Genomic DNA, 13,835 nt, shown 5'->3' with positions numbered 1-13,835 from the left:
AGTAAAATAAGGATTGAAACAGATGTTCACCGAGCAGCAATTAAATAAAATAAAGCTTCCAGAATTACTTCCAGTAAAATAAGGATTGAAACTCAGAAATTTGCCGTCATCCACTACCTTAAAAATTTCTTCCAGAATTACTTCCAGTAAAATAAGGATTGAAACAAAGCAGGAGATTGAATTGCCCCCGCGGCATCAGTCTTCCAGAATTACTTCCAGTAAAATAAGGATTGAAACCTCAATTTGGAAGGACTTTTGCATCAATGCCGAACCTCTTCCAGAATTACTTCCAGTAAAATAAGGATTGAAACTAGTCATACTAGTATTTGAAGGCACTGTCATGGATATCTTCCAGAATTACTTCCAGTAAAATAAGGATTGAAACATAACTCCATAGCCTGGTAGGTGCAGAATGGAGTTCTTCCAGAATTACTTCCAGTAAAATAAGGATTGAAACTTTATACACGGTTGCCTGTCGCCGTGTGTATTTTTCTTCCAGAATTACTTCCAGTAAAATAAGGATTGAAACTACTGTTACGCCGAACGGAGGCACAGAAGCCGGAACTTCCAGAATTACTTCCAGTAAAATAAGGATTGAAACCAAGTTGGCGCAACGCTCAGAGCCACTGCGGCTCAACTTCCAGAATTACTTCCAGTAAAATAAGGATTGAAACAAAGGAGTATAAAAAGCTTGGAAAGGCAATGGAGGACTTCCAGAATTACTTCCAGTAAAATAAGGATTGAAACTCAAAGAAGATGATAAAGAACTAATGGCAGAGTATTCTTCCAGAATTACTTCCAGTAAAATAAGGATTGAAACTATTTACTTCCTTCTCGTTGTAAACACCATTTCTAACTTCCAGAATTACTTCCAGTAAAATAAGGATTGAAACTCAGGAAAAGAGAATGCAGGTAAAAACCTTGCATCTCTTCCAGAATTACTTCCAGTAAAATAAGGATTGAAACTGTTACAAGTATTATGGCTATCTCTTACGGTAGATACTTCCAGAATTACTTCCAGTAAAATAAGGATTGAAACTTAACTATTAAAAACTTGAACAAAATGAACACAAATCTTCCAGAATTACTTCCAGTAAAATAAGGATTGAAACTTTCATTTTTAACTTCGTTTTGTTTTGCAGGAATTACTTCCAGAATTACTTCCAGTAAAATAAGGATTGAAACATCGTGTAACGATATTAGACGAGCTTGTTTTCTGCCTCTTCCAGAATTACTTCCAGTAAAATAAGGATTGAAACTTAATCGTGTATTACCGTGATACTTATATTGTGCTAACTTCCAGAATTACTTCCAGTAAAATAAGGATTGAAACACCAGTTCTTCGTTTTCAAAAACTTCAACAGGAAACTTCCAGAATTACTTCCAGTAAAATAAGGATTGAAACAAAGAAAAAGGGATAACACCAGAAACGATGTATCATACTTCCAGAATTACTTCCAGTAAAATAAGGATTGAAACTTTCCGTAGTTGACTGAAATTTCTTCGGTACCAATGCTTCCAGAATTACTTCCAGTAAAATAAGGATTGAAACAAGAATCCAATCGTGCAGGTATCGAATCCTGCCATACTTCCAGAATTACTTCCAGTAAAATAAGGATTGAAACAAAAATAGAATTATGAAATACGTTAGAGTGAGTGAACTTCCAGAATTACTTCCAGTAAAATAAGGATTGAAACTATAAAGGCACGAAAAAGAGAGACTGTTAACTAAACTGTGTCAAAGAATAAATCCATTTTTTATTACTTTTACACAACATAGTTTTGTTTTACAATTTCCACAAAGTCTTCCAGATGCTCATCAACATAGTGGGCAATGATGGCGGTCTCTTCCTCTTCGATAAAGAAAAATTTCTCTTCCAGTTCGTCGAACTGCTCAAAATCTACGTACATGGCCATAAACTCTTCTTCGGTTGTTTCACGCTCCAGCTCTTCCTGATGCAAGTCGTAAATCTCTTTGGCCTTGTAGAGTATTTTCGATAATCCTTTAGCTCCCATCTGCTTCAACGCCTTTGCTACAGGATTGTTGAAAATATAACCTCCGTAACCGTTTTGAATAAGCTGCACAAATCCACCCTCGTTAACCTCTTCCGAAATAAAGCGGAGTGCCATTAATGTGTGCTGGTATCCGTTCAGCTTCTCCATATTTCCGGCGTTGATTTCACCTCCAAGCTCTTGGAGATAGGTGTCGGTGAAAAGTTTCAGAAATTCGTCCATCCCTTTTCCGGCTGCTTCGATGATTTTGTTTTCGTGAATTTGTATCATAATGTCTTGTATGATTTTGGTGTGTGAGTACCGTTGTTGCCCGGGACCCGGGTGTGATTGATTTGTATGATAGTTTCTGATGCAAAAGTAGTTGATTTTTCTTAAAACCACTTTGTGTTGTACCGTTATTCAGGATAAAATCATTACATTTGCGCAAAATAATCTGCAAAATAGTTATCTTAAAATGAAAATAAAACCTTTTAAAGGCGTTCGCCCGCCAAGAGCTTTAGTGAAAGAGGTGGCTTCGCGCCCATATGACGTTTTAAATTCAGAAGAGGCCCGAAAAGAGGCCGAAGGGAACGATAAATCGTTGTACCACATTATTAAACCCGAAATTGATTTCCCGAAGGGAAAAGATGAACATGATGCCGATGTATATGAAAAGGCTGCCGAAAATTTCAGGAAGTTCAGGGACAATGGATGGCTTGTGCAGGACGAGAGTGAGATGTATTACGTGTATGCACAAACGATGAACGGCAAAACACAGTACGGATTGGTAGTGGGTGCATATGTTGAGGATTATATGTCAGGGAAAATAAAAAAACATGAACTTACACGACGCGACAAGGAAGAGGACCGTATGAAGCACGTGCGTGTGACCAATGCAAATATAGAGCCTGTTTTCTTCGCTTATCCCGACAATAACGGCTTGAACGCAATTGTTGATAAGATAACAGCCGGGGAACCCGAGTATGACTTTGTTTCGGTTGATGGCGTGGGACACCATTTCTGGCTGGTCCCTGATGATGAAGATATTCAGCGTATTACAGATCTTTTTGCCGATATTCCCGCAATGTATATTGCCGACGGGCATCACCGCTCTGCGGCAGCAGCTCTGGTGGGTGCCGAAAAAGCAAGAAACAACCTCCATCACCGGGGAGATGAGGAGTATAACTACTTTATGGCGGTTTGTTTTCCAGATAACCAGCTGACTATCATCGATTATAATCGTGTGGTAAAAGATCTGAACGGACTAACTGCAGATGAGTTCATTAGCAAGTTAGAGAAGGATTTTGTGGTGGAACCAACAGGTACGGAAATACATAAACCGAAGAATCTGCATAATTTCTCGGTCTATCTTGATGGGCGCTCTTTTAGTGTTACGGCAAAACCAGGAAGGTGTAACGACAATGACCCTATTGGCCAACTGGATGTTACCATCACGTCGAACCTTATTCTGGATGAGATTCTGGGAATTAAAGATCTCCGCAGTGATAAACGTATCGATTTTGTGGGAGGTATACGTGGCTTGGAAGAACTGAAAAAACGTGTCGACAGCGGCGAAATGGCTGTTGCAATAGCTTTGTATCCTGTTTCTATGAAACAACTGATGAGCATAGCTGACTCGGATAATATAATGCCGCCAAAGACTACATGGTTTGAGCCCAAGTTGCGTTCGGGACTCGTAATACATGAGCTGGAGTGAATATTACTGAAGCAATGAAGAAAACCGCTGTGCATAGTATTAATATTTTCTAATTGTAAAGACAATCTTTTATACTAATTTTGTATAAAACATCTCCTGTTAATTATTTGCTGTAACATAAAACTAGATCAATGGCACATCATGAATTAGACGAATTAGATGAGAAAATCCTTAGACTAATAGTAGATAATGCTCGCATCCCATTCCTGGAAGTTGCTCGTGAATGCGGAGTATCGGGAGCAGCAATCCATCAACGGGTTCAGAAACTCTTCAGTGTCGGGGTTCTTAAAGGATCGGAGTTTGTTGTGGACGCAGAGAGCATAGGCTATGAAACTTGTGCTTTCGTAGGCATCTTTCTCACTTCTCCTTCCACCTTCGATTATGTGGTAAAAGAGCTGGAAAAGATTCCGGAAGTGGTGGAGTGCTATTATACAACAGGACAGTACGACCTGCTAATCAAGGTATTTGCAAAGAACAATAAAGACCTGTTGCGGATTATTCATACTCAATTGCAACCTCTTGGGCTGTCGAGGACGGAGACACTTATCAGTTTCAAAGATGCTTTCCGTAAAAAAATTCCAATCGATTTTTCATCAGACGATTAAGATTGTGATACTATTCTCATAGCAGAACATGATGCTTCCATTAATTATGAGAAGGCAACTAGGGACTGTCACTGAAAGATAGTCCTGCAACCTGATGTATGGTGCCGGTATTTTAACGGTTCTCCATATACAGCCCTCATTGAAGGAAAACACTGGAAACTGGCAGCTGATGTAACCAGTAAAGAGCATGATTGCACCTTCCCTGAGGAGTGGCCACACAGTCTGTGGCTGTACAAACATTTTAAATTTATTTGTATGACAACACGCAGAAATTTTATTAAAAAAACAGCCGTTGGGTTAACTGCGATTGCTGTAAACCCCTCATGGGCCGCCTCATCGGTGAGCAGGAAAATGCAAAATAGTAATTTTGTTTCAAAACGACCGGCAGCAGGTGAGCGCAGATTCACATCACTGGCTGTGGAGCAAACCATAGCAAGGGTGAAAGCTAAAATAAAAGATCCCAAACTGGCATGGATGTTCGAGAACTGTTTCCCAAATACACTTGACACGACAGTGAACCATAGCATGAAAAATGGTAAACCCGACACATTTGTCATAACAGGAGATATTGATGCTATGTGGCTAAGGGATTCGTCCGCACAGGTATGGCCTTATCTACCGCTAACAAAAGCCGATGAAAAGTTGAAGCAGATGATAGCTGGCGTGATAAATAGACAGACTCAATGTATTCTTATAGATCCCTATGCAAATGCATTTTATGCCGAACCTAACCCAAAAGGAGAGTGGTTGACAGACGGAACAGATATGAAACCCATGCTGCATGAACGCAAATGGGAGATAGATTCACTCTGCTACCCCGTAAGGCTTGCATATAATTACTGGAAGGTTACTGGTGATATTTTGGTGTTTGATGAGGATTGGAAAAAAGCTATGAGGCTGTTGATAAAAACATTCAAAGAGCAACAGCGGAAAGAGGGGCACGGACCTTATAAGTTTCTTAGGAAGACCGACCGACAGCTTGATACATTAAATAATGGGGGACTGGGTAATCCGGTCAACCCGGTGGGGCTTATTGTATCTTCGTTCAGGCCGTCTGACGATGCAACAACATTCCAATTTCTTGTTCCATCTAATCTGTTTGCCGTAACCTCGTTGCGCCAGATTTCCGAAATCTCCGAAAGTGTTGTTAACGATGCCGCGTTAGCTTCAGAAAGCAAGGCACTGGCAAATGAGGTGGAAGAGGCAATAGAGAAGTATGCAATAGTAGAGCACCCCAAATACGGAAAGGTTTATGCTTTTGAGGTCGATGGCTTCGGAAACGCCTATTTTATGGATGACGCCAATGTGCCCAGTCTGCTGGCTTTGCCTTATCTTGATAGTGCAGATTTGCACGATCCGGTATATCAAAACACAAGAAAGCTGGTGTTGAGCACTGATAACCCATATTTCTTCCGGGGGCCTGCCGGAGAGGGTATTGGAGGGCCACATATAGGATACGATATGATCTGGCCTATGAGTATTATTATGCGTGCACAGACAAGTAGAAGCGATGATGAGATTAAACATTGTATTCGTATGCTTCGAAATACGGATGGAGACACAGGGTTCATGCATGAGTCATTTCATAAGGAAGACCCGGCCAAATTTACAAGGAGTTGGTTCGCATGGGTAAATACTCTGTTTGGAGAGCTGCTTGTAGATTTAGAGGCAAAAGGGAAAATTAATTTAATAAACAGCATATAAAACCCGAAACATGAAAGGACGTTATTTTGCTGCGGCAATAATATTTATATTGTCGGTTGCATGTCAAGGAAAGTCGCAGGTTCAATCGTTTGCCGAGCCTGTAGATTATGTGAATATTTTGATGGGGACAATGTCGGAGTTTGCACTTTCAAACGGTAATACATACCCGGCTGTTGCTGTGCCATGGGGAATGAATTTCTGGACACCACAGACACGTGGAATCGGGGACGGATGGCAATATGCTTACACCGATAATAAGCTTAACGGATTTAAACAGACACATCAGCCAAGCCCATGGATGAATGATTACGGCCAGTTTTCAATTTTTCCGATGGTGGAGAAGATGGAGTTTGATCAGAGAAAGAGAGCCAGTTGGTATTCGCATAAGGCCGAAGTTGCAAAGCCCTATTACTATAGTGCATATCTTGCAGACTATGATGTGACTGCTGAGATTGCACCTACTGAACGAGCTGCCATCTTCAGGTTCACATTCCCCGAAACAGATAGTGCATTTGTTCTGATTGATGCTTTCGACAGAGGATCTGCTGTAGAGATACTGCCCGAAAGAAAAGCAATTGTTGGATATACAACCCGAAACAGCGGTGGTGTACCAGAAAATTTCAGGAACTATTTCGTGATCGTTTTCGATAAACCGTTTCAAAGTAAGTATTTATTTCAGGATGGAGAGATTATTCAGGATGTTGCTAAGGTTGAAGCTGACCATACAGGCGCGTTTGTTGGTTTCTCTACAATAAGGGGCGAGCAGGTGCTTGCACGAGTAGCATCATCATTTATTGGTTTCGAACAGGCATGGCAAAATCTGAAAGAGGTTGAAGACAAGGAGTTTGAGACGGTGAAGCAGGAGGGAAGGGAAGCCTGGAACAAAGTTTTGGGTAGAATTGAAGTTGAGGGTGGTGACCTTGACAAAAAACGTACGTTTTACTCTACACTCTACCGCTCAACATTATTCCCCAGAAAGTTTTATGAGATTGATGCAGGGGGAAAGGTTGTACACTATAGCCCGTACAATGGGAAGGTCCTTCCAGGTTATATGTTTACCGATACAGGTTTCTGGGATACTTTCAGGGCTCTGTTCCCGTTGCTAAACCTGATATACCCGTCGGTGAACAAGGAGATACAGGAGGGGCTGGTGAACACATATAAAGAGAGTGGCTTTCTGCCCGAGTGGGCAAGTCCGGGCCACAGGAGTATCATGGTAGGTAATAATTCGGCCTCAGTGGTTGCAGATGCTTATCTTAAGGGGTTGAGAGGGTATGATATAGATTTGCTTTACGAGGGTATGTTGCATGGCACCGAAAATGTGCACCCGGAGGTCTCTTCCACAGGGCGGCTTGGACATGAGTATTACAACTCATTGGGATATGTGCCTTATGACGCAGGCATTAATGAAAATGCAGCAAGAACGCTGGAGTATGCATATGCCGACTGGACAATTTATAAGCTGGCGAAGGAGTTGAAGCGCCCTCAGGAAGAGATAGATCTATTCGCAAAACGGAGTCAGAACTACCGGAACCTATATTCGCCGGAGCATAAGCTGATGCGAGGACGAAATAAAGACGGGTCATTTCAGTCTCCCTTCAGCCCTACAAAATGGGGAGATGCGTTCACCGAGGGCAACAGCTGGCATTATACCTGGTCGGTATTCCACGATCCGCAGGGACTGATCGACCTTATGGGTGGAAACAAAGAGTTTGTGAAGATGCTGGATTCGGTGTTTGTTATGCCTCCGGTTTTCGATGATAGTTATTATGGAGGGGTTATTCACGAAATACGTGAGATGCAGATAATGAATATGGGGCAGTATGCTCACGGTAATCAGCCTATACAGCATATGATTTATCTCTATAACTATGCCGGAGAGCCCTGGAAAGCGCAGTACCGGGTTCGCGAGGTGATGGATAAACTGTACACACCCAATCCCGATGGTTATTGTGGTGATGAAGATAATGGACAGACTTCAGCATGGTACGTGTTCTCGGCACTCGGCTTTTATCCAGTTTGCCCGGGCAGCGGCGAATATGTGATTGGATCGCCCCTGTTTAAACGTATGACGGTTCATCTTGAAAACGGGAACAAAGTAGAGATCAGTGTGCCTGGTAATACGCACCTGACCAGATATATATCAGGTTTAAAGCTGAACGGAAAAACCTATTCTAAGAATTATTTTATGCATGAGGACCTGATGAAGGGAGCAAAGATAGATATTACAATGTCTGAGTCCCCGAACAAATCAAGAGGGATAAACAAGTCTGATTTTCCATACTCGTTCACAAACGAAACAAGATAGAGTTTATAAATTCAAGCAGGACTAAAGATTCAAACAGGGTCAAAATTTAAAGAGAAAGAGGGTGAAATCATATTATGATGTTCACCCTCTTCGATAGTTGCGGAGGTAAGACTCGAACTTACGACCTTTGGGTTATGAGCCCAACGAGCTACCAACTGCTCCACTCCGCGATGTTTTATTCCTTAATTGGGTTGCAAAGATACAGGTTTTTATTCGAAAAACAAAATATTACAGAATCTTTTTTATATGTTGACTAAAAACCGTACTTTTGGGATAAAATATACCTTTATTTTATGTCAGACAGTATTGTAATTATACCGACCTATAACGAGAAAGAAAATATCGAGAATATTATCCGATCTGTTTTTGCTTTAGAGAAGGATTTTCACATTTTGGTTATAGATGATGGCTCACCCGACGGCACAGCTTCAATTGTTCACAGGCTTAAAAAAAATGAGTTTGGAGACAGGCTTTTTATAGAAGAAAGAAAGGGAAAGATGGGATTGGGTACAGCTTATATTCACGGTTTTAAATGGGCATTGGCGCGTTCGTATGACTATATTTTTGAGATGGATGCAGATTTTTCTCATAATCCCGATGACCTTCCCAGATTATATGCTGCCTGCAGCGAGGAGGGGTATGATGTATCTATAGGATCGCGATATTCAACAGGTGTAAATGTGGTGAATTGGCCAATGGGCCGCGTTCTAATGTCTTATTTCGCATCAAAATATGTAGGCTTTATAACCGGCCTTAAAATAAAAGACACCACTGCCGGATTTGTTTGTTACAGGAGAAAAGTACTGGAGGCTATAAATCTTGATATGATTAAGTTCAAGGGATACGCTTTTCAGATTGAGATGAAGTATACAGCTTATGTACTCGGATTTAAAGTGAAAGAGGTTTCAGTGATATTCGTTAACAGACGCCTGGGTACCTCAAAAATGAGTTCAAGCATTTTCGGGGAAGCCTTTTTCGGAGTAATCGACCTTAGATGGCGTAAAATAACAGGAAAAATTAAATCCCGTTCCAAACTTATTGCTTAAACTGTATGATACTTATTCACAAAGCTACTATAATCAACGAAGGTGAGTCATTTATCGGATCGCTCCTTCTGGAGGGCGAAAGAATATCACGCATATATAAGGAGGAGGTCCCGGAACCTGTATTGAATGCATGCCGGCAGGTTATTGACGCCCGCGGATTATACCTGATACCGGGAGTTATTGACGACCAGGTGCATTTTCGTGATCCGGGATTGACACATAAAGGGGATATTTTCACGGAAAGCAGAGCGGCTGTGGCTGGTGGTGTTACATCATACATGGATATGCCTAACACTATACCTCAGACAATTTCTAATAATGCAATAAGTGAAAAGCTGGAGATGGCTGAAGGAAAATCGGCTGCTAACTACTCTTTTTATCTGGGGGCAACAAATAACAATACAAGGGAGTTGAAAAAAGCCGATAAGAAGATAGTTTGCGGTGTGAAGGTTTTTATGGGGGCTTCAACAGGTAACATGCTTGTGGACAGTGATAGAGCACTGCATGAGATTTTTGCCGAAACAGAAATGCTTATCGCTACGCATTGCGAGAAAGAGGAGGTTGTGAGGGAGAACAAGGAATATTTTCAAAAGAAATTCGGTGAGAATATTCCAATTAAATACCATCCTTTGATCAGAAGCGCAGAGGCGTGTTACCGCTCATCGGCCCTGGCTGTGGAGCTGGCCGATAAATATGGTTCCCGTTTGCATGTACTGCACCTTTCTACCGCCCGAGAAATGAGCCTTTTCAGTAATGCTCCGCTGAATGAGAAAAAAATTACCGCTGAAGTGTGTGTACACCATCTCTGGTTTACGGATGAAGATTATGAACGATTGGGGACTCGTATAAAATGGAATCCGGCAATAAAGAGCAGTGGCGACAGAGATGCGCTTCAACAGGCGTTGATTACAGGTAAGATTGATGTTGCTGCCACCGATCATGCCCCACATCTGTTAAGTGAAAAAGAGGGCGGTTGCCTTCAGGCAGCATCGGGCGGTCCGCTTGTGCAGCATTCTCTTCAGTTAATGATGCAGCTGGCAAATAAAGGTTTATGGTCAACTGAGTTTGTAGTGGAAAAGATGTGTCATGCGCCGGCTCAACTTTTCAGTGTTAAAGAGAGGGGGTATATCAGGGAAGGATATTATGCCGATATTGTGCTTATTGATCCTGAAGTACCATATACTGTAACACCGAAGAACATTTTGTATAAATGTGGATGGTCTCCGTTTGAAGGTGAGACATTCAACTGTTCTGTGAAAAAGACGTTTGTAAACGGGCACCTTGCATTCGATAATGGAGCCTTTTCAGAAAAGGTGTACGGAAAAGCTTTGGAGTTTAACAGGTAAGGATAGAAAGCTGCATGTTTACTTTCGTTAACCACGTTTGTAACGTGTTGATGTATTATTTTTATACTTTTGTGGCAAAATTCAATTAAACTTTTTATTAGTGAGATTTTTGTTTACCGTACAGGGGGAGGGTAGGGGACACTTCACACAGGCTTTATCGCTTGCTGCTATCCTTCGTAAGCATGGGCATGAGGTTGTTGCTGTGCTGGTAGGGAAGAGTGATTCCAGGCAGATCCCATCCTTTTTCATGAACAAAATAGAAGCTCCTGTCGCCGAGTTCAGCAGTCCCAGTTTTACATCCTTTTACAAGCAGAAGCGCCCCAATATACTGTTAAGTATGGCGGATAATTTCTCTCGTCCATTTATTTTCAAGGATAGCCTTCTGTTTATCAAGCATCAGATTGAGGAACACAAACCCGACATAGTGGTCAACTTCTATGAGATGATTACCGGAATGGCTTATGGGATATATAAGTTTGATAAGAAGATGGGCGTGAAGATGATATGTATTGCTCACCAGTATGTATTGATGAATCCCAACTATAAAACCAGCGCCGATCAGGATGTTAAATATTATTTTCTGCGGATGTTGTCGAGGATAACTTCTAACAGGGCATTCAGAATATTAGCTCTCTCTTTCAGGGATATGCCTGGCGCGGAAGGGAGGAGAATTGTCACTGTTCCTCCGTTACTCCGACCTGAAGTATTTGACATTGAGCCTGCTAAGAGTGATTATATACATGGGTATATGCTGAATGCAGGTTATTTTGAGGAGGTCTCAAACTGGCATGCAAAGAATCCGGAGATACCGTTACGCTTTTTCTGGGATAAGAAAGATGCGGAAGAGGTGACTAAAATTGATGACAATTTCATTCTATATAAGCTTAATGACGAGCGTTTCCTGCACAGCATGGCAGGAAGTATGGCTTACGCTACCACATCGGGATTTGAATCTGTTTGTGAGGCGCTCTATTACAGAAAACCTATCCTTATGATCCCTGTTCATGTGGAGCAGGAATTCAATGCCTACGATGCAGCTATCTCGGGAGCCGGCATATCGGGGAAAAAATTTGACCTGGACAGGCTTATTAAATTTATTCCGCAATATAATCCAGATGAAAAGTTCAGGGATTGGGTGCACCAGGCTGAAGAGCGGTTCATAAAAGAGATTTGCGGGTAAATGACCTTGCGGCGGATTCTAGACACCTGCAGCACCAGTATTACACCACACAAAGTAAAAACGTCTCGGAATGCCAGCATTACTCTCTTTGCGAGTTATTAGCATTCGCAGCGAGGAGGGTACCAAACCAAACTCGGAATGTTAGCAATACTCTCTTTGCGAGTTATAAGAATTAACGCTGAGAATGACGATGGCAGCCTGTGTAGCTTGTTCTGATATGAAAACATATCTTAAGGGGATGTTGATTGATTTATACTACAGCCCCACAGAATCCCTGTAGAAATCAAAAGCCTCGAAAATTAGATTTTTATCGGCTGTCATGTCTATCTGCACTTTCCCTATTTCAGACAATAGTGTGAAATTAATTTTGTCACCTTCGTTTTTTTTGTCGTGCTTTGTAATTTCATACAACATCTCGTAATGATCGCAGGTAATGTTGAATGCTCCGTAATATCTATGGATAAAGCGGACTGTCCTTAGCAGTTTATCTTTGGGAAAACAGCATATTCTGTGAGATAGATAAAGCTCAACTATCATACCCCAGGCAACTGCATAGCCGTGCTGAACAGGCTTCCCGTCTGCCATGGCAAAGCTCTCGAACGAATGGGCTATAGTATGGCCCAGGTTCAAGGCTTTCCTGATATTTCTTTCATAAGGATCCTTATCTACAATCCCCCTTTTAATTTCCACGGAACGGAAAGCAAGTTCGTTAAGCCGGAGGTAGTCTATCTCGTCAAGCGAAAAGGAAAGAATTTTTTCCCATTCTGAGCCCGGGTGTATAAGTGCATGCTTTATCATCTCTGCATATCCCGATAAAATGGCCGTGCGATCAAGCGTATGTAAAAAATCGGAAGAGATGATAACATACTCCGAGGGATAGAATGAGCCAATCTCATTTTTATATCCTTCGAAATTGACCCCGGTCTTTCCTCCTACTGAAGCATCTACTGAGCCAAGCAGGGTGGTAGGGATATTGATATATCTGATTCCGCGTTTGAAAGTGGCAGCTGCAAAGCCTCCCAGGTCGGTGACCATTCCTCCCCCCAGGTTTATCAGCAAGGAGTGGCGTGTGGCACCATTCTCTGTGAGAACCTTCCATACCTTTTCGAGGCTTGTGATTGTTTTGTTTGTATCGTTTGCAGGAATTACGATCTCTGTAGCATCGCGTATCTGAGCGACCTTGGCCAGCAGGGGTAAACAATGGATGTGGGTATGTTCATCGGTGATTATGAACAGTTTATCGTGACGGATATTATCGATTGTATTCTCTACGTCACTAATTAAATTACTGCTTTTTATTATCTGTTGCATCGCTAAAAAAATAATCAGTTCTCTTTTTGTCGTTTATCCGTATTAATTGCATCGTATAGTTCCTCCTGGATACGTTCCCTGATTTTAAGGGATGAAAACCGGTTGGGAGTGCGGGAAGGATATACCCTGTTAGACAGGAAAATATAGATAATGTTGTTTACCGGGTCTATCCAAAAGCCGGTACCTGTGAATCCGGTATGTCCGTAAACCTCAATGGGCGTTCCGGGGCTGGTGGGACTTGAATTGTTATTTTGCGGATCAGGTTTGTCGAATCCAAGCCCGCGGCGGCTGATACTGCTCCTGCCGGTGGTAAAAAGCTTCACGGTCTCTCTACTGAGAAAACGTTCCCCTCCATATTCACCACCATTGAGCCACATCTGGTAGAGTTTGGCAAGATCATTGGCATTGGAAAAAAGCCCGGCATTACCCGATATACCGCCAAAGAGTGCCGCACCTTCATCATGTACATATCCGCGAAGTAGCTGCTTGCGGAAAAAAGGGTCGTTCTCTGTAGGGGTAATCTTATCAACTGACATATATCTAAGAGGTAGAAACGTAGTAGTAGTTGCCCCCAGCTTATTAAAAAAGTTTTGCTTTACGTATGTGTCGAGGTCTGTTCCGGAAAT

10 protein-coding genes, 1 tRNA gene and 1 CRISPR repeat array are annotated in these 13,835 nt (G+C 41.9%); of the genes, 7 read left to right on the top strand and 4 right to left on the bottom strand.

Annotated features, from left to right (window positions below):
* Window positions 1–55 precede the first annotated feature (55 nt).
* Window positions 56–1,698: a CRISPR direct-repeat array (repeat unit 37 nt; unit sequence CTTCCAGAATTACTTCCAGTAAAATAAGGATTGAAAC).
* Window positions 1,699–1,767: 69 nt separating this feature from the next.
* Complete coding sequence (locus tag B3B27_RS08050) at window positions 1,768–2,283, bottom strand: DMP19 family protein (RefSeq protein WP_286832485.1); 516 nt, start codon at window positions 2,281–2,283, stop codon at window positions 1,768–1,770.
* 184 nt (window positions 2,284–2,467) lie between these two features.
* Between B3B27_RS08050 and B3B27_RS08045 the strand changes: the two genes are divergently transcribed.
* The 4 genes from B3B27_RS08045 (at window position 2,468) to B3B27_RS08030 (ending at window position 8,326) form a co-directional block, all read left to right on the top strand.
* The gene (locus tag B3B27_RS08045) at window positions 2,468–3,709 is read left to right on the top strand and encodes a DUF1015 domain-containing protein (RefSeq protein WP_238869279.1); all 1,242 of its coding nucleotides are present in this window, start codon (window positions 2,468–2,470) and stop codon (window positions 3,707–3,709) included.
* 131 nt (window positions 3,710–3,840) lie between these two features.
* A complete protein-coding gene (locus B3B27_RS08040) occupies window positions 3,841–4,314 on the top strand; it encodes an Lrp/AsnC family transcriptional regulator (protein WP_238869282.1) in 474 nt (157 codons plus the stop codon).
* A 255-nt stretch (window positions 4,315–4,569) separates the two neighbouring features.
* Window positions 4,570–6,018, top strand: a complete 1,449-nt coding sequence (locus B3B27_RS08035) for a glycoside hydrolase family 125 protein (RefSeq protein WP_238869284.1) — start codon at window positions 4,570–4,572, stop codon at window positions 6,016–6,018.
* 10 nt (window positions 6,019–6,028) lie between these two features.
* Window positions 6,029–8,326: a GH92 family glycosyl hydrolase gene (locus tag B3B27_RS08030; RefSeq protein WP_238869285.1), complete on the top strand. Its 2,298-nt coding sequence runs from the start codon at window positions 6,029–6,031 to the stop codon at window positions 8,324–8,326.
* A gap of 97 nt (window positions 8,327–8,423) precedes the next feature.
* Here the strand turns inward: B3B27_RS08030 and B3B27_RS08025 are convergent.
* Window positions 8,424–8,496, bottom strand: a tRNA-Met gene (locus B3B27_RS08025).
* A gap of 123 nt (window positions 8,497–8,619) precedes the next feature.
* On the opposite strand from B3B27_RS08025, the gene B3B27_RS08020 reads away from it, so the two are divergent.
* From B3B27_RS08020 to B3B27_RS08010, 3 genes are all read left to right on the top strand, one after another.
* Window positions 8,620–9,372 (top strand): polyprenol monophosphomannose synthase, encoded by a 753-nt coding sequence (locus B3B27_RS08020; RefSeq protein ID WP_238869287.1) that lies wholly within the window; start codon window positions 8,620–8,622, stop codon window positions 9,370–9,372.
* Between the two features lie 5 nt (window positions 9,373–9,377).
* Window positions 9,378–10,718: a dihydroorotase gene (locus tag B3B27_RS08015; protein WP_238869290.1), complete on the top strand. Its 1,341-nt coding sequence runs from the start codon at window positions 9,378–9,380 to the stop codon at window positions 10,716–10,718.
* A gap of 100 nt (window positions 10,719–10,818) precedes the next feature.
* Window positions 10,819–11,898, top strand: coding sequence for a glycosyltransferase family protein (locus tag B3B27_RS08010; protein ID WP_238869292.1), 1,080 nt, complete (start codon window positions 10,819–10,821; stop codon window positions 11,896–11,898).
* A gap of 255 nt (window positions 11,899–12,153) precedes the next feature.
* Here B3B27_RS08010 and aroB read toward each other — a convergent pair whose 3' ends face one another.
* Both aroB and B3B27_RS08000 read right to left on the bottom strand, forming a co-directional pair.
* Window positions 12,154–13,209, bottom strand: coding sequence for a 3-dehydroquinate synthase (gene aroB, locus B3B27_RS08005; protein ID WP_238869293.1), 1,056 nt, complete (start codon window positions 13,207–13,209; stop codon window positions 12,154–12,156).
* A gap of 14 nt (window positions 13,210–13,223) precedes the next feature.
* Window positions 13,224–13,835: serine hydrolase domain-containing protein (locus B3B27_RS08000; protein ID WP_286847247.1), on the bottom strand; the 612-nt coding region annotated here is incomplete at its 5' end.

Origin of the sequence: Proteiniphilum sp. UBA5463, from assembly GCF_002427225.1 — a bacterium.
GTDB classification, from domain to species: domain Bacteria; phylum Bacteroidota; class Bacteroidia; order Bacteroidales; family Dysgonomonadaceae; genus Proteiniphilum; species Proteiniphilum propionicum.
This window is presented reverse-complemented; position numbering and strand designations above follow the sequence as displayed.

Bases quoted from the DNA above. Each gene is read 5' to 3' on its own strand.
- B3B27_RS08035 (WP_238869284.1), top strand. From the start codon at position 4,570: ATGACAACACGCAGAAATTTTATTAAAAAAACAGCCGTTGGGTTAACT.
- aroB (WP_238869293.1), bottom strand. From the start codon at position 13,209: ATGCAACAGATAATAAAAAGCAGTAATTTAATTAGTGACGTAGAGAAT.
- B3B27_RS08015 (WP_238869290.1), top strand. From the start codon at position 9,378: ATGATACTTATTCACAAAGCTACTATAATCAACGAAGGTGAGTCATTT.
- B3B27_RS08030 (WP_238869285.1), top strand. From the start codon at position 6,029: ATGAAAGGACGTTATTTTGCTGCGGCAATAATATTTATATTGTCGGTT.
- B3B27_RS08020 (WP_238869287.1), top strand. From the start codon at position 8,620: ATGTCAGACAGTATTGTAATTATACCGACCTATAACGAGAAAGAAAAT.
- B3B27_RS08050 (WP_286832485.1), bottom strand. From the start codon at position 2,283: ATGATACAAATTCACGAAAACAAAATCATCGAAGCAGCCGGAAAAGGG.
- B3B27_RS08040 (WP_238869282.1), top strand. From the start codon at position 3,841: ATGGCACATCATGAATTAGACGAATTAGATGAGAAAATCCTTAGACTA.
- B3B27_RS08045 (WP_238869279.1), top strand. From the start codon at position 2,468: ATGAAAATAAAACCTTTTAAAGGCGTTCGCCCGCCAAGAGCTTTAGTG.